The sequence below is a fragment of the Lachnospira pectinoschiza genome, from assembly GCF_020564355.1.
GTDB lineage: Bacteria > Bacillota > Clostridia > Lachnospirales > Lachnospiraceae > Lachnospira > Lachnospira intestinalis.
Window position 1 is genome coordinate 26,024 of sequence record NZ_JAJCRR010000007.1, and the last position, 18,345, is coordinate 44,368.

The 18,345-nt window shown below is 40.8% G+C and carries 16 protein-coding genes, 1 pseudogene and 1 riboswitch; of the genes and pseudogenes, 16 read left to right on the top strand and 1 reads right to left on the bottom strand.

Features of this window, described 5'->3' with window-relative positions:
- Nucleotides 1-113 precede the first annotated feature (113 nt).
- From LI288_RS13170 to LI288_RS13240, 15 genes and pseudogenes are all read left to right on the top strand, one after another.
- Entirely contained in the window at nucleotides 114-887 is a 774-nt protein-coding gene (locus LI288_RS13170) for a ParA family protein (RefSeq protein ID WP_227090846.1), read from the top strand.
- Nucleotides 888-1,808, top strand: coding sequence for a ParB/RepB/Spo0J family partition protein (locus LI288_RS13175; protein WP_227090848.1), 921 nt, complete (start codon nucleotides 888-890; stop codon nucleotides 1,806-1,808). It begins immediately after the preceding gene.
- Between the two features lie 46 nt (nucleotides 1,809-1,854).
- Nucleotides 1,855-2,418 (top strand): DUF4446 family protein, encoded by a 564-nt coding sequence (locus LI288_RS13180; RefSeq protein ID WP_227090850.1) that lies wholly within the window; start codon nucleotides 1,855-1,857, stop codon nucleotides 2,416-2,418.
- 92 nt (nucleotides 2,419-2,510) lie between these two features.
- Nucleotides 2,511-3,791 carry a serine--tRNA ligase gene (gene serS / locus LI288_RS13185; RefSeq protein ID WP_022431389.1) on the top strand — a complete coding sequence of 427 codons (1,281 nt, stop codon included), beginning with the start codon at nucleotides 2,511-2,513 and terminating at the stop codon, nucleotides 3,789-3,791.
- Nucleotides 3,792-4,145: 354 nt separating this feature from the next.
- Nucleotides 4,146-4,658 (top strand): isochorismatase family cysteine hydrolase, encoded by a 513-nt coding sequence (locus tag LI288_RS13190; RefSeq protein WP_227090852.1) that lies wholly within the window; start codon nucleotides 4,146-4,148, stop codon nucleotides 4,656-4,658.
- A 264-nt stretch (nucleotides 4,659-4,922) separates the two neighbouring features.
- A complete protein-coding gene (locus tag LI288_RS13195; RefSeq protein ID WP_227090853.1) occupies nucleotides 4,923-6,020 on the top strand; it encodes a Gfo/Idh/MocA family protein in 1,098 nt (365 codons plus the stop codon).
- Between the two features lie 47 nt (nucleotides 6,021-6,067).
- The gene (locus LI288_RS13200; protein ID WP_227090855.1) at nucleotides 6,068-7,228 is read left to right on the top strand and encodes a Gfo/Idh/MocA family protein; all 1,161 of its coding nucleotides are present in this window, start codon (nucleotides 6,068-6,070) and stop codon (nucleotides 7,226-7,228) included.
- Nucleotides 7,229-7,354: 126 nt separating this feature from the next.
- Nucleotides 7,355-8,593 carry a diguanylate cyclase domain-containing protein gene (locus LI288_RS13205; RefSeq protein ID WP_227090857.1) on the top strand — a complete coding sequence of 413 codons (1,239 nt, stop codon included), beginning with the start codon at nucleotides 7,355-7,357 and terminating at the stop codon, nucleotides 8,591-8,593.
- A 99-nt stretch (nucleotides 8,594-8,692) separates the two neighbouring features.
- Nucleotides 8,693-9,679, top strand: a complete 987-nt coding sequence (locus tag LI288_RS13210; protein ID WP_227091049.1) for a diaminopimelate dehydrogenase — start codon at nucleotides 8,693-8,695, stop codon at nucleotides 9,677-9,679.
- A 7-nt stretch (nucleotides 9,680-9,686) separates the two neighbouring features.
- Entirely contained in the window at nucleotides 9,687-10,307 is a 621-nt protein-coding gene (locus LI288_RS13215) for a sugar O-acetyltransferase (RefSeq protein ID WP_227090859.1), read from the top strand.
- 159 nt (nucleotides 10,308-10,466) lie between these two features.
- Nucleotides 10,467-10,847: an Rrf2 family transcriptional regulator gene (locus LI288_RS14795; RefSeq protein ID WP_440311450.1), complete on the top strand. Its 381-nt coding sequence runs from the start codon at nucleotides 10,467-10,469 to the stop codon at nucleotides 10,845-10,847.
- A 33-nt stretch (nucleotides 10,848-10,880) separates the two neighbouring features.
- Nucleotides 10,881-10,957: riboswitch (Fluoride riboswitch) on the top strand.
- Between the two features lie 47 nt (nucleotides 10,958-11,004).
- Nucleotides 11,005-12,186: a cation:proton antiporter gene (locus LI288_RS13225; RefSeq protein WP_227090862.1), complete on the top strand. Its 1,182-nt coding sequence runs from the start codon at nucleotides 11,005-11,007 to the stop codon at nucleotides 12,184-12,186.
- A gap of 153 nt (nucleotides 12,187-12,339) precedes the next feature.
- Entirely contained in the window at nucleotides 12,340-13,299 is a 960-nt protein-coding gene (locus LI288_RS13230; RefSeq protein ID WP_227090864.1) for a ketopantoate reductase family protein, read from the top strand.
- Nucleotides 13,300-13,446: 147 nt separating this feature from the next.
- Nucleotides 13,447-15,027, top strand: a complete 1,581-nt coding sequence (locus tag LI288_RS13235; protein WP_227090866.1) for a glucose-6-phosphate isomerase — start codon at nucleotides 13,447-13,449, stop codon at nucleotides 15,025-15,027.
- Nucleotides 15,028-15,197: 170 nt separating this feature from the next.
- A pseudogene (locus LI288_RS13240) lies at nucleotides 15,198-15,665 on the top strand (transposase); the annotation flags it as partial.
- Between the two features lie 264 nt (nucleotides 15,666-15,929).
- On the opposite strand, the gene LI288_RS13245 reads toward LI288_RS13240, so the two are convergent.
- Nucleotides 15,930-16,772: a helix-turn-helix domain-containing protein gene (locus tag LI288_RS13245; RefSeq protein WP_227090868.1), complete on the bottom strand. Its 843-nt coding sequence runs from the start codon at nucleotides 16,770-16,772 to the stop codon at nucleotides 15,930-15,932.
- A 170-nt stretch (nucleotides 16,773-16,942) separates the two neighbouring features.
- On the opposite strand from LI288_RS13245, the gene LI288_RS13250 reads away from it, so the two are divergent.
- Nucleotides 16,943-18,322, top strand: a complete 1,380-nt coding sequence (locus LI288_RS13250) for an MFS transporter (RefSeq protein ID WP_227090870.1) — start codon at nucleotides 16,943-16,945, stop codon at nucleotides 18,320-18,322.
- Nucleotides 18,323-18,345 lie beyond the last annotated feature (23 nt).

Below are 18,345 nucleotides of genomic sequence, written 5' to 3' on the forward strand. Positions count from 1 at the left end.
CATATGAGCATGATAAGACTTTTTGAATTTTTGACCTTAACATTTTTATGTTGGACGGCTAAAGTGTTTCACGTGAAACATTGATTAAGAATGCCGTCGGGATTGGAGAATAAATGGGGAGAATTATAGCAATTGCAAACCAAAAGGGCGGCGTTGGAAAGACGACAACAGCAATTAACTTGTCCGCCTGCCTGGCAGAAGCAAAACAGAGAGTATTAGTCATTGATATTGATCCGCAGGGAAATACCACAAGCGGTCTTGGAATTGATAAAGAAGAAAAAGAAAATACAATCTATGAAGTTATGCTGGGTGAAATTTCGATTGAACAGGCTATCTGTAAGGAAGCATTTGATTGTCTGGACGTAATCCCTTCTAATGTCAACCTTGCAGGTGCGGAAATCGACCTTATTGATATAGAAGACCGCGAGTATATTTTAAAGAAAAGTATTGCTCAGATCCGGAAAAACTATGATTATATTATATTGGACTGTCCGCCGTCTTTAAGTATGTTGACAGTCAACGCAATGACTGCAGCAGACACAGTACTTGTGCCGATTCAGTGCGAATACTATGCATTGGAAGGATTAACACAGCTGATACATACAATTCATCTGGTTCAGAAAAAATTAAATCCAAATCTGGAACTGGAGGGTGTTGTCTTTACAATGTATGATTCCAGAACCAATCTTTCATTACAGGTTGTGGAAAATGTAAAAGATAATTTAAAACAAAACATCTATAAGACAATTATTCCAAGAAATATCCGGTTAGCCGAAGCACCGAGCCATGGACTGCCAATCAATATTTATGATACAAAGTCCAGTGGTGCAGAAAGTTACCGCTTATTGGCACAGGAAGTAATGAACAATAGAAATGAGGAAAAATAAATGGCAGTAGCGAAGAAAAGCAAAGCATCTTCAAAAGGCCTTGGCAAAGGATTGGGAAATCTTATCCGGGAATCGGAAGAAGATGAAAATGTAGTAGTAAAGGAAGTAGTCAAAGAAGTTGTTGTAAAAGAACCGGGTGAAATAAAAGTTCGTTTGTCACAGATTGAACCGAATCGGGAACAGCCAAGAAAAGTATTTGATGAAGATGCGCTGATTGAATTGTCGGAATCGATTAAACAGTATGGCGTCTTACAGCCGCTTCTGGTTCAGAAAAAGGACAAGTATTATGAAATTATTGCCGGTGAAAGAAGATGGCGTGCAGCAAAGCTGGCAGGTGTCAAAGAAGTACCGGTTATTATAAAAGACTACTCTACACAGGAAGTCATGGAGATTGCGTTGATTGAAAATATTCAGCGTGAAGACTTAAATCCAATAGAAGAAGCGCAGGCATATCAGCGTTTAATCAAAGATTACCGGTTAAAGCAGGATGAAGTCGCGGAAAAGGTATCAAAGTCCCGTGCGGCAATTACGAATTCGTTGCGTCTGTTAAAGCTTGATGAACGTGTACAGGAAATGGTTATGGAAGGCAAATTAAGCAATGGTCATGCCAGAGCCATTATCGGAATAGAAGACGGCGACCAGCAGTATCAGGTAGCACAGAAAATTTTTGACGAGCAGATGAGTGTCCGTGAAACGGAAAAATTGATGAAAAATCTGAACCGTCCTGAAAAACCGGAAAAACAAAAGCCACAGAATGATTTTGTGTACCGGGATATTGAGGAAAAGATGAATAAGATTATGGGTACAAAAGTCGTTATTAAAAACCGGGAACACGATAAGGGTAAAATTGAAATTGAATATTATTCACAGGCAGAGCTGGAAAGAATCTATGATTTGCTGAAACAGATAAAAAATGAATAATTCAATATTTTTTACACTTATACTATAAATATAGGAGCAAACGATTATGATAAATTTTTTTGATTTATTTTCAGTGGATACCCTGTATATTGTCTTGGGACTTGCCGGGGTAAGCCTGATTACGCTGATTCTTGCAATTGTTGCGCTTTGTAAGGCAGCAAAGTTAAAAAAGAAATACCGTTCCTTTATGGAAGGTGCAGATGGAAAGTCGATTGAGAGTCTGATTCATGAACATCTCGATGAGATTGAAAGTATCCGGACAGTCGGTGAGAAAAACAGTGCGGCAGTGAAAGATATTTACGAAAAAATGCAGTATACATTTCAGAAGGTGGGCATTGTGAAGTATGATGCGTTTCATGAAATGGGTGGAAAGTTAAGCTTTGCATTATGTATGCTGGATAAAGTCAATAACGGATATATTATTAATGTAATGCACAGCAATAACGGCTGTTTTGCTTACATTAAAGAGGTTGTTGACGGAAAGTCGTACATTGAGCTGGGCGATGAGGAAAACCAGGCATTACAGCAGGCTGTGGCAGGACGCATGGGTGATGCTGATCTGGGCAGAAAAATCAATGATGCGATTCAAAAAGATGTTTCCGTAGATTAATTATGGGGAAAATTATATAAAAGACTGGAAATGAATAAAAAAACGTTGTATGATGGCAATGAATTGAAAAATTGAAATGGAGATTATGGAAAATGTTAGATTTAAAATTTGTAAGAGAAAATCCGGAAATTGTAAAGCAGAATATTAGAAATAAGTTTCAGGATAGAAAGCTTCCGCTGGTAGATGAAGTGATTGAACTGGACGAGCAGGCAAGAGCAACCCAGACAGAAGCCGATGAGTTAAGAGCAAACCGTAACAAGCTTTCAAAGCAGATTGGTGCATTAATGGCACAGGGCAAGAAAGAAGAAGCGGAAGAAGTAAAGGCAAAGGTCAATGCCGATGCAGAACGTTTAAAGGAACTGGAAGCAAAGGAAAGTGAATTAAACGCAAGAGTAAAGGAAATTATGATGACTATTCCGAACATCATTGACCCAAGCGTTCCTATCGGAAAAGACGACAGTGAAAATGTTGAAATTGAAAAGTTCGGTGAACCGGTTGTGCCGGATTATGAAATCCCATATCACACAGATATAATGGAGAAGTTTAACGGTATCGACTTAGAAGCTGCCGGAAAGGTTGCCGGTAACGGTTTCTATTATCTGATGGGAGATATTGCAAGACTTCATTCAGCTGTTATTTCTTATGCAAGGGATTTTATGATTGACAGAGGATTTACTTACTGTATTCCGCCGTTTATGATCCGCAGCAACGTTGTTACAGGCGTTATGAGTTTTGATGAAATGGATGCCATGATGTACAAGATTGAAGGCGAAGATTTATATCTGATTGGAACAAGCGAACATTCCATGATTGGTAAGTTTATTGATACCATTACACCGGAATCTGAACTGCCAAAGACTTTAACAAGTTATTCACCATGCTTTAGAAAAGAAAAGGGTGCGCATGGTATTGAAGAACGTGGTGTATACAGAATCCATCAGTTTGAAAAGCAGGAAATGATTGTTGTGTGTAAGCCGGAAGAAAGCAAGATGTGGTTTGACAAGCTGTGGCAGAATACCGTGGATTTATTCCGTTCACTGGATATTCCTGTAAGAACACTGGAATGCTGCTCTGGCGATCTTGCAGATTTAAAGGTGAAGTCTATTGACGTAGAAGCATGGTCACCTCGTCAGAAGAAGTATTTTGAAGTTGGTTCATGCTCTAACTTAGGAGATGCACAGGCAAGACGTTTAAAAATCAGAGTACAGGATGAAAATAAGAAGAAGTACTTTGCACATACATTAAACAATACAGTTGTTGCACCACCTAGAATGTTAATCGCATTTTTGGAAAACAACCTTCAGGCAGACGGAAGCGTAAAGATTCCAAAGGTACTTCAGCCATATATGGGTGGAAAGACAGAAATCCGATAAGTACCGTATGTAACTGTTCAGGGGAAAATGCTTAGAAAAGGCATTAAAATGCCTGCGGAATGGAGGTCCGTGTGAAAAATCCTTAAATCTAAGATTTTTCACACGGCACTTTGTGACACCTGTGTCACAAAGCTGCCTTTATCGCAGAACTGAATCAATTCAGTTCGCGATTCCTCCGACATTAAAATGCCTGCGGAATGGAGGTTAGTGTGAAAAATCACACTGATGTGCTGATTGTTCACACGGCTATTTGTTTCTGAGCAAAAACAAATAGCTATGATGGCAGATGAGAAATCGCTTACGCGAATTTCTCACCGCCTCTTCGCAACAAGTTGCTCAGAAATGAGGGTTTGTGTGAGTAAAAAACTATTAGTAGTCATAGATATGCAGAATGACTTTATTACCGGTGCTTTAGGCAATGCACAATGCCGGGCGGTAGTTTCTAATGTCGTTAAAAAGGTAAATCACACCGATGCAGATATTGTGTATACATTGGATACACACGGAGAGGATTATCCGGACACACAGGAAGGCAGAAAGCTTCCTGTGAAACATTGTATAAAAGGGACACCGGGCTGGGAACTGATTCCTGAATTAGAACACATTCAGGAGAAGACACATTTTGAAAAAAATACGTTTGGTTCAACACAGCTGGCAGAATGGATTCGCAAACAGGGATATACAGAAGTGGAGCTTATCGGTGTCTGTACAGATATCTGTGTTATCAGCAATGCAATGACGATAAAGGCATTTAACCCTGAAGTAGAAATCAGTGTAGATGCCGGATGCTGTGCAGGAGTTACACCACAGTCCCATAAGACAGCACTTGATGCAATGAAGGGCTGTCAGATACGGATTGAGGAATAGATGCTTAAAAATGATGACAAGATGTTGACCTCTGATAGACAATGAATATCATGAGCCGGATAAGACAGCGCAGTCTTATCCGGCTCTGTTTTTTACTGCCGGTGTGTGTGTTTAATGCCGAATAATAAAAATTTTATGTAAAAGATATGTAATCCACAATGATTTCAGTATTTGTTAAAAGACAAAATGGTTATAATAAAACAAATGGGAAGTAGTGTGAAAAATCGCCGCTTTACAACAAGCTGTTCAGAAATGAGGATTATTATGGGAAAGTATCATTTTATAATTATTGGAGCAGGCTGGAGAGCCCTTTATTATGTAAGAATTGCAAAGGCAATGCCAGATATATTCTGTCTGGATGCGGTATATTGCAGAACGCAGGAAAAGGCAGACAAGATTGCGCGGGAATATCAGATACATACCACAACATCAAAAGAGGAATGTGCTGCATATAAACCGGATTTTGCCGTTATAGCGGTGAATAAAGCGGAGATATGCAATGTGGCGGTGGAGTGGATGGACAGAGGCATAACAGTTCTTTCTGAAACACCGGCCGCGCTGGATATAGAAGCACTAAAGAAGCTTTACGGATATTATAAAGTCGGTAAAAAGCAGGTTGTTGCAGAACAGTACAGGGAATATCCATCCAATAAGGCAGCACTTAGACTGATTGGCAGCGGTATTATAGGCGATGTAAGCTGTATGAATATTTCACTTGCGCATGAATATCACGGAGTGAGTCTTATGCGTGCTTATCTTGGAATCCGCCCGGATGAAAATTTTACGGTATCAGGTAAAATGTATGAATTTCCAACAACAGAAACGCTTACAAGATATGAGCAGTTTACGGACGGAAGAATTGCCAATAAGAAAAGGTGTGTTGCGGCATTTGAATATGACTGCGGTAAGACGGCATGGTATGACTTTGATTCTGAACAGTACAGATCCCCTATCCGCAAAAATACCGTTAAAGTTCAGGGCATACGGGGTGAAATGATAGATGACCGCATTTATTATCTGGATAAGAACAACAAAGGGCAGGCGGATCAAATTATAACCGGTTTTCATATTACCCGGACGGATAATCCGAATCCAAATCTGTCAGAAATTTATGAGGTAGAAAAAATATCCTGCGCGGGAAAAGTATTATATGAACCACAATGGGGACTGCGCGGTTTATCAGAAGATGAAACGGCGGTTGCCACACTCATGATAAAAACGGCGTTATATAATAGGGATGAAGCGCCTGCACCGTACAGCGTGGAAGATGCAATTGCAGATGCGTATACCGCTATATTGCTGAAAGAGGCAGTAAAGACGGGAAAATGTATAAGAAGTGATATGAAACGGATTAAGGAATAAGAATATCGGGATATAGATGATATAGATAAGGAAGGACGGCGGAAAATATGCAGGATAAAGTATTAAAAATGGCACTGATAGGTGTAGGAAATATGGGGAAAAAGTATGCACAGATGATTGTATCGGGTGAAGTTTTGCATATGAAGCTGGCAGCTGTTGTTATAAGGCGGGATGAGCAGATAGCATGGGGAAAAACACTTGTAAATGTTGACGGACAGCCGGTGGAGATATTCAGAAGTGCAGATGAATTGTTTCATGCAGCAGAATCAGACCCGTCTTTATTTGATGCGGTGCTTATAGCAACACCACATAAGACCCATAAGGAACTGGCGGTCAGAGCTTTTGAATTAAAAAAAGATGTCTTATGTGATAAGCCGGCGGCGGCAGATATTGGTGAAGCACTTGCAATGAATGATGCAGCAGAAAAAAATGACAGAATTTACGGGCTGGTTTTTCACCAGAGATTATATCCTAAATATATGAAGATAAAAGAAATGATAGATTCCGGCGAAATAGGGAAATTAAAAAGGGTCAGTCTTATCAATTCCAGATATTTAAGAACTTCACATTATCATAAGTCCGGTTCGTGGAGAAGCAGCTTTGCAGGTGAAGGCGGCGGAGCGCTTATTAATCAGGGACAGCATATTCTGGATATATTCCAGTATCTGTTTGGAATGCCGCAGAGATTGTTTGCAGTGATTCCTTTTGGCAAATACAATCCGTTTGCGGTTGATGATGAAGATACGATTGTGATGGAATACGATACGGGTATGACCGCTTCATTTATTTTAACCACAGGAGAGGCCTGTTGTGAAGAAAGAATGGAAATTATAGGAACAAAGGCAAGACTGCTTTTGGAGGATAACACGCTGTCAATTACAAGGTTTGATGATATTGAAAAATATATAAAAACAGAAGATGTCAACTCAAGAGAGCATCTGCATTTTACGGAAGAAAAAATTATGTATGAAAAGTCAGCAGAGCCTTATACACAACTGCTTGAAAAATTTGCACAGGCTGCCTTAAAACACGACGAAGGCTGTCTGGTGGCAAAAGGTGCGGAAGGGCTTCATTCACTGATGCTTTGTGCGGGGGCATATTATTCGGCATGTAAAGGGATTCGTGTTGACCTTCCCCTGGATGCGGTGCGGTATAAAGAATTGATGGATAACCTTATAGAAGATGAGAAAAATGCACCTGTTATGTAAAATAGCGGAAGCTGCCTTTAAATCATTGTCCAGACGGGAAAACAGGGTGGTTACGGGATTGCCGTAAGAAAACCGGTTTATCTGGAGGATGAAAGCGGACAGGAGTTTTTTTGGGGATTTACGATTGTGATTATCCGTGTGCCGGAAATTTTTTCAGATTCCGTAAAACCGCTTTCAGATTTTGGATATCAGTACTGCTTATCCAAGACAGGTTCTCCTTGGGAAGAAGCATATGAGGTTGTGGATTGTTCAGGCGGAAGTATCAGTGCTCCGGTTTCCTATACATTTGAAATCGGCGGCAGTGTTTGGAAGCTTGAAGTTATGCCGCAGAACGGCTGGGTGGAAAAAAGCTATTTATATAGTATTTTTGGCGGTGGACTGTTGGTAGTGCTGCTTTTGACAGGATTAACGGCAGCACTGCTGATTCTTGATGAGAATCGTCAGGAGTTAAGAAAACTTGCGCTGACGGATGCCTTGACAGGTATTTATAACCGTCACGGTTTTGATAAGCATGTGACAGTATATATGAAACAGTATCCCGAAAAGCACTGTGTCGGTGTACAGTTTGATATTGATGATTTTAAATTGATTAACGATATTTACGGACATGCTTCCGGGGATAAGGCACTGCAGATTCTCGCGGAAAGCATGCGGAAGTTTTTTCCAGAGCATGCGGTGCTTGGTCGAAACGGTGGTGATGAGTTCTGCATTTTTCTGCCGGACTGCACCTGCAAAGAAGCAGAAGAAAAACTGGTACAGTTTACAAAACAAAAGCGTTTTTTTGTTTATGAAGGTGAGAAACGCGCATTTAACATTTCGCTTGGATATGCAGAATATCCGGTTCATGCAAAATCGCAGCTGCAATTAATGCACTGTGCCGATGCGGCACTTTATGAGGTGAAATTGCGTGGAAAAAAGGGAAACCTGGTATATGATGAGGGATTTGATCCAGAAGTCCGTACACAGCTTGGATTTGCACTGCGGGATATTTCAGAAAATCTTCCGGGAGCCTTTATTATTTACAAGGCAGACTATACGGATGATGAAATTCTATTTGCAAACAGTGAATTAATACGGTTGGCAGGCTGTGAAAATATTGAGGAATTTATGACATATACACAGCGGAGTTTCCGCAGTCTGATCCGTGAGGACGAAAGAGAAGGTGTGGAGCAGAGTATCTGGCAGCAGATTGGAACAGGGCAGTGTAATGATTATGTGCATTTTTATCTGAAAAAGAAAGATGGTACCTATCTTAAGGTGCTTGACCATGGCAGAATTGTGGAGAGCGGTCATTACGGAAAAGTGTTTTATGTATTAATTATGGATTGGGATTCTATGAAGGAAAAGTACATGGATTCTTTATAAAAACACATTTGTTAAAAAGGTAAAGCGGAAAGCAGCGGCAGTTGACAGTTCCGGACACAAAAAGTAAAATAAATAAAGACTATTTGAAATAGAAGGAGAATAAAGATGAGAATTGGCATTTTAGGTTATGGAAACCTCGGCAGAGGGGTAGAGTGTGCAATTAAGCAGAATCCGGATATGGAACTGGCGGCTGTATTTACAAGACGTGCGCCGGAAACCGTGTCTATCCTGACAGAAGGCGCGGCAGTATGCTCCGTTGATGATGTGGAACAGTGGAAGGATAAGATTGACGTCATGATTCTGTGCGGCGGCAGTGCAACGGATTTACCGGAGCAGACACCAAAGTTTGCAAAGCTGTTTAACGTGGTAGACAGCTTTGATACACACGCAAGAATCCCGGAGCATTTTGACAATGTAGATGCAGCGGCAAAGGAAAGCGGACATGTCGGCATTATTTCAGTCGGCTGGGACCCGGGTATGTTCTCATTAAACCGTATGTATGCAAATGCAATTTTACCGGACGGACAGGACTATACATTCTGGGGTAAGGGGGTCAGTCAGGGTCATTCTGATGCAATCCGCCGCGTAGAAGGCGTAAAGGACGGCAAGCAGTATACAATTCCTGTGGAAGCGGCACTTGAAGCTGTAAGAAACGGAGAAAATCCACAGCTTACTACAAGACAGAAGCACACAAGAGAGTGCTTTGTGGTACTTGAAGAAGGTGCAGATGCGGCAAAGGTAGAAGAAACCATTAAAAATATGCCGAACTACTTTGCAGATTATGACACGACTGTTCATTTTATCAGTGAAGAAGAATTAAAGGAAAAGCACAGTGGTATTCCGCATGGCGGATTTGTAATCCGTTCCGGAAAGACCGGCTGGAATAAAGAAAACCAGCACGTGATTGAATACAGCTTAAAACTGGATTCTAATCCTGAATTTACCTCTTGTGTTATCGTGGCTTACGCAAGAGCGGCATATCGTCTGTACAAGGAAGGTCAGACAGGCTGTAAGACAGTATTTGACATTGCCCCGGCTTATTTAAGTGCAAAAGATGGCGCTGAATTAAGAAAGAGCCTGCTGTAGAAAAATTATGACAGAAAAAGAAAAAATGCTCGCGGGACAGATATACGACCCATCAGATGAAGAACTGTTAAAGCTTCGTCAGAATGCGCATATTTTAAGCAAAAAGTATAATGACTGTTTTGAAACAGATGCGCAGAGGACGGATTTACTGCATGAGCTTATACCGCATATGGGTGAAAATGTGTATTTACAGGGTCCTGTCCAGTTTGATTACGGCTGTTTTACGGAAATTGGAAAGAATACATATGCAAATTTTAATTTCACGTGTCTGGACTGCGCACCGGTAAAAATCGGAAACGACGTATTTATCGGACCGAATGTATCCCTGCTGACACCGGTACATCCGTTTCGTTTTCAGGACAGAAATATGTACCGGCGCGCAGATGGTGTATACGCAGACCGGGAATATGCAAAACCGATTACAATAGGGGACAACTGCTGGCTTGCCGGAAATGTAACAGTGTGCGGCGGTGTCACGATTGGCAGTGGTACGGTTATCGGTGCGGGAAGTGTGGTCACACACGATATTCCGGCAGGTGTCCTTGCGGCAGGCGTTCCGTGCCGGGTTATCCGGGAGATTACGGAGGAAGATGCGTTGTCATGCCACCCGGAGTTATTTGGTGTATAGCAGGAAGGCTGTAGAACGCTTTCGAATAAAAAACGTATCTTTTCAAACGGCAATAGGTGCAACTGAAAAGATACGTTTTACTTTTAATTTTAAGATTCGGACGAAATTGTACGCGCCAGCTCTGCAACGGTTTCTGTTGGCAGTTCGGTAAGGTCTGCGGTGTCCCGGACACTGCTTCCGTTCTTTAAAAGCTTGGCGGCAAGCTGCATTTTTGCTTCCTTTATACCTTTGGCAAGTCCGGAGGCTTCATATATTCTATATATAAAATACTATACTGAAATAATATTTGCAACAGAAAAAATAAAATTCCCGTCTGTAATTGTATTTGATTTGCAAAGTGGTATGCAAAATAAGAAAATGACCAGTGATTTTATGGCAGGCAGTATCGGGACAAATCCCGTGATTGTAAGAAAAATTTTACAGCAGTTAAAGGCGGAGGGATTGGTTGAGGTATCCAGAGGAACCAGAAAAGGAAAAAGTAAGTTCATGGGAGTCTTTTTGAGTTTCATGCGGAAATTTCGTGTGATACTCCTTTTTTAATATCTTGAAAATAACTTCCGGTTATGCTATCTTATAGAACAAGGGAATGAAGTACTCCCGAAGTGAAAAACACTTAAACCGCTTATTAAGCTGATGACTTCTGCGATGAAATAAACGCAGAAGCTGTCAGCTTTTTTTGTGTAGAAAAGAGGAATGTATGTTATTAAGTATTGCATTGATTTTGCTGGTCGGAATGTCTATGGGCTGGATTTGCAGGAAAATAAAACTGCCGGGTCTGCTTGGAATGTTGATTACCGGTATTGTGCTAGGTCCGTATGTGTTAAATATGCTGGATATAAAGCTTCTTGGCATATCGGCAGATTTAAGAAAAATCGCCCTGATTATTATTCTGACAAGAGCGGGGCTTGGACTGGATTTAACGAGCTTAAAAAAAATCGGAAGACCTGCGGTTTTAATGTGCTTTGTGCCGGCAACGTTTGAACTGGCGGGTATGCTGCTTTTAGCGCCGCGCCTTATGGGAATGAGCCTTCTGGAAGCGGCGGTCATGGGCGCGGTGCTTGCGGCAGTATCGCCTGCGGTCGTTGTTCCGCGCATGGTAAAGCTTATGGAAGAAGGCTACGGGGTCAAAGAGGGGATTCCGCAGTTGATTCTTGCGGGGGCATCGGTCGATGATGTCTATGTCATCGTGCTGTTTTCGACATTTTCGGGCATGATGCAGGGGGAAGGCGCATCGGTTATCCGTTTTGTCAATATTCCGGTGTCTATTATTTTAGGAATGATTATCGGTCTGACAATTGGCATTCTGCTTGCATTTTATTTTCAAAAAGTGCATATTAGAGATACGGCAAAGGTACTGATTATTCTTGGTATTTCATTTCTGCTGGCAGCAGCCGAAGACAGCCTGACAACACCGGTTACATTTTCGGCGCTGATTGCAATTATGTTTATCGGCGTGGGCTTGCAGAGAAAGCGGGAAGCTGTTGCAAAAAGACTTGCCGTAAAATACGGAAAACTGTGGGTAGCGGCAGAGGTCTTTTTATTCGTACTGGTCGGTGCAACTGTTAATATCGGTTATCTTGGCAGGGTTGGCGTGCGTGCATTGCTGATGATTGCAGGTGCATTGCTGTTTAGAATGGCGGGCGTTTGGGTCTGTCTGCTGGGTACGGGTTTGAAAACAGGCGAAAAGGCATTTACAATGCTTGCGTATACACCGAAAGCCACAGTTCAGGCGGCAATCGGCGGGATTCCGCTGGCACTGGGTTTTGCGTGCGGCGATACGGTACTGACGGTTGCGGTATTGGCAATTGTGTTGACTGCGCCGCTCGGGGCATTTGCGATTGATTTATCGTACCGGAAGCTGCTGACGAAAAGTAAGTAAGAATGGAGATAAGTGCGAAAAATCCTTAAATCTAAGATTTTTCGCACAGCGCTTTGTGCCGCAGGCGTCACAAATCCGCTTTTTATCGCAGAACTGAATAAATTCAGTCCGCGATTCCTCCGGCATTAGAATGCCTGCGGAATGGAGATTAATATGCAGATAAAAAAAGTTGCGGTTTTAGGAGCGGGAGCGGTTGGCTCTTATGTAATATGGGGACTTTCACAAGCAGAGAATCTTAGCCTTGGAGTGATTGCGGAAGGGGAGCGCGCCGGGCGCTTAAAAGAAAACGGTTGTCTGATTAACGGACAGGTTTACCGTCCGGAGGTCTGGACACCAAAGGAAGCGCACGGCGCAGACCTTTTAATTGTATCGTTAAAATACGGCGCACTGCCGGGTGCATTGGACAGCATTGCGCAGGCGGTGGGAGAACACACAATCGTAATGAGTTTAATGAACGGTGTAGACAGCGAAGAAATTATTGCGCAGAAAGTAAATCCCGATAACATTTTGCATGCACTGATTAAAGTGGCATCCCACAAAGAAGAGAACGGTTACTGCTTTAATCCCGAAACGACAATCGGTATCATCTTCGGGGAAATCAAGCCGCCGTTTGAGAGTGAACGTGTACAGGCGGTGTGCACACTTTTTGAAAATGCGCAGATACATTTCCGTGTAACAGACTATATTAAGGAAGAAATGTGGAGCAAATTCCGCCTGAATGTGTGCAATAACCTGCCGCAGGCAATCTTAGGCGCGGGTGTCGGCTGTTACAGCGATAGCACGCATATGAAAGCCATCAGTGAAGGACTGAAAAAAGAGCTTGAAGCCATTGCACAGGCAAAGGGTATTGACATCGGAAAAGCCGACAAGTCATCTTCCCACGGCAGTGCAGTGCCGCCAAAGACACGCTATTCGACATTGCAGGACTTAGATGCGGGACGGCACACCGAGATTGATATGTTTTCCGGGGCGTTAATGCGGATGGGAAAAGAACTAGGCATTCCGACCCCGTATAATGAATATACCTACCACATAATTAAGGCGCTGGAAGAAAAAAATGACGGAAAATTTGATTACAGTAAAGATACGCAGGAATCGACGTGGTCAAAATAAAAATGCATCTAAATTTACGATTTATGACATTGAACTTCAATAGGTTTGAGAGTATAATTTAACATATGTATCAAAGGTATCAGGGAATGTTTCTATTTTACCTGAAATACGCATATTATATTATGAAATGTTGGGGAGGACATGGTTATGGCTACATGGAAGAATTTAGACACACTGGAAACTTTTAAGGCACTTTCAGAGGTAAAACGCGTGAAGCTGGCAGAGGCAATGTCAGGGGCAGAAGGTGCAGAGCGTGTAAAGAAGTACAGTGTACCGATGGCAGAGGGATTTTCTTATAATTTTGCCGCAAAGCAGGTGGATGATGAAGTGTTAAATGCGTTAAAGGCACTGGCAGAAGAAGCTCAGCTTGCAGAAAAATTTGAAGAACTCTACAACGGTGCGGTAATAAATACCGGAGAAAACAGACTGGTACTTCACCAGCTGACCCGTGGACAGCTGGGTAATGCAGTAGAAGCAGACGGCGTGGACAAGCGTGAATTTTATGTAAAACAGCAGGCGCGGATTGCGGAATTTGCCAATAAAGTACATAATGGTGAAATTACCAATGCCGCAGGCGAGAAGTTTACAACGGTTGTACAGATTGGTATCGGCGGCAGCGATTTAGGACCGCGCGCGATGTATCTGGCACTGGAAAACTGGGCAAAGAAGAACAATACGTTAAAGATGAAGGCGCAGTTTATCAGCAACGTAGACCCGGATGATGCCGCCGCAGTTTTAAATGCAGTGGACGTGGCACATGCCCTGTTCGTACTGGTGTCAAAGTCCGGCACAACCCTTGAAACATTAACCAATGAATCCTTTGTAAAGGAAGCGTTAAAGAAAGCAGGCTTAGATGCTTCAAAGCATATGATTGCCGTAACAAGCGAAACTTCACCGCTTGCAAAGAGTGATGATTATCTGGCTGCATTTTTCATGGACGACTATATCGGTGGTCGTTTTTCATCGACATCAGCCGTTGGCGGCGCTGTACTGTCACTGGCATTCGGACCGGACGTTTTTGCACAGTTCTTAGAGGGTGCGGCGGCAGAAGACAAGCTTTCAGCCAATAAAAATGTTATGGAAAATCCTGAAATGTTAGATGCACTTATCGGCGTATATGAGCGCAATGTACTGGGCTATCCGGGTACGGCAGTACTTCCGTATTCACAGGCATTAAGCCGCTTCCCGGCACATTTACAGCAGTTAGACATGGAATCTAACGGTAAGTCCGTGAACCGTTTTGGCGAACCGGTGGATTATCCAACAGGTCCGGTCATTTTTGGTGAACCGGGAACCAACGGACAGCACTCCTTCTATCAGCTGCTTCATCAGGGAACGGATATTGTGCCGTTGCAGTTTGTAGGTTTCAGAAACAGCCAGATTGGCACGGATATTGAAATTCAGGGCAGTACAAGCCAGCAGAAGCTGTGTGCAAATGTTGCCGCACAGATTGTTGCATTTGCCTGTGGTAAGTCAGATGACAACCGCAACAAGAATTTTGAAGGCGGACGTCCGTCCAGCATTATTATTGGTGACAGTCTTACACCAAAGTCACTGGGCGCTCTGCTTGCGCATTTTGAAAATAAGATTATGTTCCAGGGCTTCTTATGGAATGTCAACAGCTTCGACCAGGAAGGCGTACAGCTTGGCAAGGTGCTGGCAAAGCGTGTGCTTGCGCATGAAACGGACGGCGCATTAAAGGTTTACAGCGATTTGTTAAACATTTAATTAGACTGTCGTATATACAGTAATTGTATATACGACAGTCTTTTGTATAATGGGGCTGTCGCACTAAGAAATTAGTGCGATGCCCCTTTTTTTATGTTAATGTGGTATATAATCTAAAAAAAATAAATCCCAGGCTTCGAAAACCCTGGGATTTATGGTAAAATATTAGCATGCTACTACATAATAAATTACAAAAAGATTATACGTTAAATCAGAGTGGATATCAACTAAAACTTCCACTTGAATTAGGAACAATTATTCCTAAGAATGATTCTGTGCGGTTACTCAGTCAGTTTGTAGAGGAGATGGATTTGACTGATTTATATTCTACTTATGATAGAATAAATTCTTTATCGCCAAGAACACTTTTGAAGATTGTTTTATACTCTTACATGAATGGTGATTATTCATCCCGTTCTATGGAATTAAACTGCAAAAGAGATATCAATTTCATGTTTCTTTTAGAAGGACATTCTGCACCTGACCATGCAACACTTGCACGATTCAGGAGCATTCATTTTGCCCCTTGTTCTAAGCGTATTCTCGCAGAAGTTTCAAATATCCTTTTTGATTTAGGTGAAATATCCGGTGAAACTATCTTTATTGATGGTACAAAAATCGAGGCAAAGAAACATAAATAAACTTCATAATAAGATTCAGAATGGGAAGACAGGAACACATTTATTTCCTTTAAAAAGTGCCTGAATTTAGAAATATCAAAATAAAAATTTTAAAACCTATATAGGTTTATTAAAGTACGCCAATTTTTGGAACATCCCATTCATTTTAATAAATAGTAACTTAAAAATCGTATTTTTATAGGAAAAAGAGGCTGGTACCCTAACGATTTTCAATCGTTAAAGCGACAGCCCCTTATTTGCTTTATTCTACAAACACAATCATTACTTTTCATTCCTGTCAATCTTTAAATCTTTGTAATATTGCATTGGAGTAACACCATATTCTTTCTTAAATGCTCTAAAAAAATGATTATACCCTCCAAATCCACCAAGCGCATATACCTCATGAATACTTTTCCCCTGCTCTATATAATGGCGGCATAAATCAAGTTTGCTCTTTACAATGTATGAATGAGGTGTCTCACCTGTCAATTTTTTAAACTCTCTTACTATATGATAACGGCTTATATAAAATTCATTTTCCAAGCGCTCCAACGAGATATCTTCTGTCAAATGTTCTCTGATATAAATAAAAATATCATCCATTACAACGTGCTTTTTCTTATTCGTCTTAATCTGCACATCCTCCTGAACAGATGAGCGAAGTGCAAGTACAAGAATCATAGTTAATAGGCTTTTCTCGTATAATGAGTGGGCAAATTTAGGCGGCTCATTATTCATCGAATAGAGCTTTTTTGATATATTCTTTATAAGCATAGCCGATTCAGTCTCAGAATGAACAATCTTAACTTGATACGGAACAAAATCAAACGCTTCATCAAGTCTTGTTTCTTCATCTGACAATTTCCTTAAAAGTTCTCCACCTATATAAAGAACATAAACTTCAAGAGGATACTTATTTTTACGATATTCAAGTTTTACTTTATTACCTGGCTTAATAAATATCAAATCCTCCATAGTACATACAATATTATCGTCCTCCTGGTGCATATGCCCTATCCCACCAGCTATAAATACAATTGTATAGCTCTTCTTTTGCCCAAAGCTTCGCTGGGCACTATCCAATATTTTCAAATATTCCATTTTGTAGCCTTGCTTTTCCATATGTCTATTTTGTACACTTTCCTATTATATTTTTTGTTCATTTCGTCAAAATATACAATATATCAATTTTTCGTAGTTTGCAAGCAATATTTGTATATGGATATCAGCATAACCACAATATAATAAGATTGTAGCTACTAAAACAATATAAATTTGGGAGGTAAATTATCATGAAAGAAACAAGACCTTTTTCCATGAAGGACAAAATTGGTTACACTCTTGGCGATTTGGGATGTTGCTGTACTGAGCAGTTCCGTGCCATGTATCTTGCTATTTTTTATACACTGGTATTAAAAGTTAATCCAGTACACGTAGGAATCCTTATGCTTGTTACAAAGTTTTGGGATGCTATAAATGACCCTTTAATTGGTGCACTTGTTGATAGCCACAAAAACAAAGGAAAAGGAAAATTTATTCCTTGGATTAAATTCTTTGCTTTTCCAACTGCAGTACTCTGTATATTAGGATTTGTTAACGTATACAATTTCGCTTATGGTGCACGTATTGCTTATATGTTCATTACATATATTGTTTACGAAATTATGTACACATGTGTCAGCGTTCCATTTGGTAGTCTTTCAAGTGTAATGACTGATGATGTTAACCAACGTACTGACCTTTCTCGTTTCAGAAGTCTTGGCGGTACAATTTTTATGACAGTTATCGTTATTGCTGGACCAGTATTCTTATATAAAGATAACCAGCCAGTACCTAGCCATTTCCTTATTATGTCAGCAATCTGTGCAGTTATTGGATTAATCTGTCTTATGTTTACATCTCATTGGTGTAAAGAGCGTATTATTACAGAGCCAGTTGTTGAGAAAAAAGAAAAGCTTAACTACTTCCAGGTAATTAAAGATATTACTAAAAACAAAGCATTACTCGGAGTTATGTTATCAAGCTTTATCGGTATTGTTGGAGCAGGTATGGTTAACGGATTAAATACTTATTTATTCCGCGATTATTTTGGAAATGTTGCCATCATGGCAGTTTCAGGTATGTTAAGTGTACTCTGGTCACTTATTGCATTCGTAGGCACAAAATTTGTTGCTAAGAAATTTGGAAAGAAAGAATGGATTATGTACAGTGCAACTTTCTCAGTTGTTGTTTATGCTATTTTATTCTTCTTCCCAATTGAAAATCCTATTCTCTTTATTATCATCAACGGAATCTGCTATCTTGGAGTAAGTGGTTTCCAAGTATTAGTTTGGGCACTTGTAAATGATGCAATTGATTATCAAGAACTTCAGACAGGAAAACGTAATGAAGGAATTGTATATTCGGCATATACATTCTTCCGTAAACTTGCTAATGCTGTATCAGGAAGTATGAGTAGTTTTGCACTTGCAATTGCTGGATTCCAGGTTAATGAAGCTGTCCAGAATGAAGCATTCTCAGGACATCTTTGGAAAACATATACAGGTTTATATGTTGTAGGATATTTATTAGCTGTTCTGGTATTAAAATTTATCTACCCTCTTACAAAAGAGAAAACAGCTGAAATGTTACAGGATTTAGCTGACAAGCGAAATGCTACTACTGCAGAATAAAATTAGAAATGGAGGTATTTTAA

Excerpts from the sequence above, each read along its gene's own strand:
- LI288_RS13170 (WP_227090846.1), top strand. The coding sequence starts at position 114 with ATGGGGAGAATTATAGCAATTGCAAACCAAAAGGGCGGCGTTGGAAAG.
- LI288_RS13175 (WP_227090848.1), top strand. The coding sequence starts at position 888 with ATGGCAGTAGCGAAGAAAAGCAAAGCATCTTCAAAAGGCCTTGGCAAA.
- LI288_RS13180 (WP_227090850.1), top strand. The coding sequence starts at position 1,855 with ATGATAAATTTTTTTGATTTATTTTCAGTGGATACCCTGTATATTGTC.
- serS (WP_022431389.1), top strand. The coding sequence starts at position 2,511 with ATGTTAGATTTAAAATTTGTAAGAGAAAATCCGGAAATTGTAAAGCAG.
- LI288_RS13195 (WP_227090853.1), top strand. The coding sequence starts at position 4,923 with ATGGGAAAGTATCATTTTATAATTATTGGAGCAGGCTGGAGAGCCCTT.
- LI288_RS13200 (WP_227090855.1), top strand. The coding sequence starts at position 6,068 with ATGCAGGATAAAGTATTAAAAATGGCACTGATAGGTGTAGGAAATATG.
- LI288_RS13215 (WP_227090859.1), top strand. The coding sequence starts at position 9,687 with ATGACAGAAAAAGAAAAAATGCTCGCGGGACAGATATACGACCCATCA.
- LI288_RS13225 (WP_227090862.1), top strand. The coding sequence starts at position 11,005 with ATGTTATTAAGTATTGCATTGATTTTGCTGGTCGGAATGTCTATGGGC.
- LI288_RS13230 (WP_227090864.1), top strand. The coding sequence starts at position 12,340 with ATGCAGATAAAAAAAGTTGCGGTTTTAGGAGCGGGAGCGGTTGGCTCT.
- LI288_RS13235 (WP_227090866.1), top strand. The coding sequence starts at position 13,447 with ATGGCTACATGGAAGAATTTAGACACACTGGAAACTTTTAAGGCACTT.
- LI288_RS13245 (WP_227090868.1), bottom strand. The coding sequence starts at position 16,772 with ATGGAAAAGCAAGGCTACAAAATGGAATATTTGAAAATATTGGATAGT.
- LI288_RS13250 (WP_227090870.1), top strand. The coding sequence starts at position 16,943 with ATGAAAGAAACAAGACCTTTTTCCATGAAGGACAAAATTGGTTACACT.